A 2207-nucleotide genomic window follows, 5' to 3' on the forward strand; every position below is an offset into this window, starting at 1 on the left:
AAGGTGCATGCCATCGTGCTCGCCGGCGGCAGCGCGTGGGGCCTGGAGGCGCCACGGCGCCGTGCGCTGGCTGGAGGAGCGCGGCGTGGGCCTGGACGTGGCCGTGGGCCGCCTGCCCATCGTGCCGGCGGCCGTGCTGTTCGACCTGCTGGTGGGCGACATGCGCATCCGCCCCGACGCCGCGGCCGGCTATGCCGCCTGCGCCGCCGCGTCGCGCGACGATCCGGCCGAGGGCAACGTGGGCGCGGGCACCGGGGCCGCGGTGGGCAAGCTCTTCGGCATCGGGCGCGCGATGAAGGGCGGCATCGGCACGGCCTCGGTGTCGCTGGACGGCATCACCGTGGGCGCCCTGATCGCCTGCAACGCCGTGGGCGACGTGGTCGACCCGCACACCGCCCGGCCCGTGGCCGGCGCACGCTCGGAAGACGGCCAGCGGCTGATGGACACGCGGCGTGCGCTGCTGGGCGGCGTGCCGCCCGAGCCCGTGCTGCCCGGCACCAACACCACCATCGGCGTGATCGCCACGGACGCGGTGCTGACCAAGGCCCAGGCCCATCGCCTGGCCGTGTCGGGCCACGACGGGTTGGCGCGCAGCATCAACCCCGTACACACCCAATTGGACGGCGACACGCTGTTCACCCTGGCCACCGGCGCCACGGGCCGCCACGCGGGCATGCTGGTGCTGGCCACCATGGCGGCCGAGGCCGTGGCCCGCGCCACGCTGCGCGCCGTGCAGGCCGCGCAGTCCCTCACCACCCACGAAGGCCTGTACCTGCCGAGCGCGGCGGACCTCGGCCGATGAACGCCCTTGCCGCCCGCTCCCGCACCGTCACGCGACGGGTGCACACGGCGCTGCTGAACCTGCGCGACCTGATCCTGTCCGCCGGTCCGCTCGCCTTCCTGGCGGTGGGGCTGCTGGTGCTGGCCTACTGGTGGCTGCAGCCCGCGCCCCCGAAGCGCGTCACCCTGGCCACCGGGCCCGCGCAGAGCGCCTATGCGGACTTCGGCCAGCGCTACCAGAAGGCGCTGGCGGCCGACGGCATCGAGGTCGTCCTGCGCGAGACGGAAGGCTCGTCCGCCAACCTGCAGTTGCTGCGCAGCGGCGAGGCCGACCTGGCCTTCGTGCAGGGCGGCACCGGCGAACTGCGGCCGGAAGACGCCGACGGCCTGGAATCGCTGGGCAGCCTGTTCGTGGAACCGGTGTGGATCTTCTACCGCACCGAGGCCGCGCGCCGCGTGGTCAAAAGCGGCCGGCTCGACAGCCTGGCGCAGCTGCGCGGCCTGCGCGTGAACGTGGGCACCGCGGGCAGCGGCGTGCCCACGCTGATGGAAAAGCTGCTGGAGGCCAACCGCATGGAGCCCCGGGCGCTGCGGCTGTCCGAGCTGGGCCAGACGCCGGCGACGGTGGAGTTCCTCGCGGGCCGGCTCGACGCGCTGGTGTTCGCCTCGGCGCCGCAGTCGCTCATGGTGCAGATGCTGCTGCAGACGCCGGGCGTGCGTCTCATGGACTTTCCACAGCACGAGGCCTACGGGCGGCGCTTTCCGTTCCTCACGCCCGTCACGCTGCCGCGCGGCGTGGTGGACCTGGCCGGCAACGTGCCGCCCGCCGATGTGCGGCTGGTGGCCTCCACCACGTCGCTGCTGGCGCGCGAGGGCACGCATCCGGCGCTGCTGCAGCTGTTCGCGCAGAACGCGCAGTCCCTGCACGGCAGCGCCGGCTGGTTCAACCGGGCTCGCGAGTTTCCGAGCACCCGCCACAGCGAGCTGCCCATCGCCGCCGAGGGCGAGCGCGCCATCAACGAGCCCGCGCCGCTGCTGCAGCGCTACCTGCCCTTCTGGATGGCCAACCTGATCGAGCGCATGTGGCTGGTGCTGGGCATCCTGCTGGCCGCCATGCTGCCGCTGTCGCGCGTGGTGCCGCCGCTCTACCAGTTCCGCGTGCGCTCGCGCGTGTTCCGCTGGTACGGTCGCCTGCGCGAGATCGAGGACGAAATGGACGCCGGACAATCCGCGCCCCAGGCGCTGCACGAGGCCCTGGACCGGCTGGAAGCGCAGGTGGAAAAGGTGAGCGTGCCGCTGTCGTATGCCGACGAGCTGTACGCGCTGCGCAACCACATCCAACTGGTGCGCAAGAAGCTGCGCGCGGCGCCGGGCGTCGCGCCGGCTAGCGCGGCCTGACGGGCTTGCCGGCGCCCTTGCCGCGCTGC

General features: G+C 73.6%; 1 protein-coding gene and 1 pseudogene. Both read left to right on the forward strand.

The features are described 5' to 3' along the window. Positions 1-802: pseudogene (locus AC27IO_RS23205) on the forward strand (P1 family peptidase); the annotation flags it as partial. Then, positions 799-2178: a TAXI family TRAP transporter solute-binding subunit gene (locus AC27IO_RS23210; protein ID WP_498741020.1), complete on the forward strand. Its 1380-nt coding sequence runs from the start codon at positions 799-801 to the stop codon at positions 2176-2178. The pseudogene AC27IO_RS23205 and the gene AC27IO_RS23210, both read left to right, overlap by 4 nt. Positions 2179-2207 lie beyond the last annotated feature (29 nt).

It is taken from the genome of Acidovorax sp. KNOB132, from assembly GCF_057541515.1.